This is a genomic window from Pseudomonas sp. BJa3 (genome assembly GCF_026343815.1).
In the GTDB taxonomy this organism is placed as follows: domain Bacteria; phylum Pseudomonadota; class Gammaproteobacteria; order Pseudomonadales; family Pseudomonadaceae; genus Aquipseudomonas; species Aquipseudomonas soli.
The window spans coordinates 1-315 of record NZ_JAOXMC010000080.1 but is presented as its reverse complement, the minus strand read 5'-3'; the positions used below and the strand labels follow the sequence as shown (position 1 = coordinate 315).

At 56.2% G+C, this 315-nt stretch carries 1 protein-coding gene; it reads right to left on the bottom strand.

Going from position 1 to position 315, the window contains the following annotated elements:
- A partial coding sequence (locus OH705_RS26950; RefSeq protein WP_267303398.1) for a hypothetical protein occupies positions 1-315 on the bottom strand: 315 nt, incomplete at both ends.

The window sequence follows — 315 nt, the reverse complement described above, 5'->3', positions numbered from 1 at the left end:
CACAACCATCAACAATGGTAATACACACAGCAACAAACGGGTCATGACCCATACCATCGGGTTGGCCTGGGCGTTGTAAACAAGCGACCACAGCCCCGGCAGGAACAAAGGATAGGCGGCGGTGTATGGGGAATAGGCGTTGTCGAACACTTGCATGGCCCAATTGTTCCAGGAGGCATTGACGTCCCATCCGGAGAGACCAATTTCTCCGCCAAAGATTGGCTTGAGCGCTCCTAACGGACTCAACAGCAGGCCGAGCGACCTGCATGCCAGCATCAGCATCAGCCCGCCAAAACTGAAGCCGACGCTGGCGTC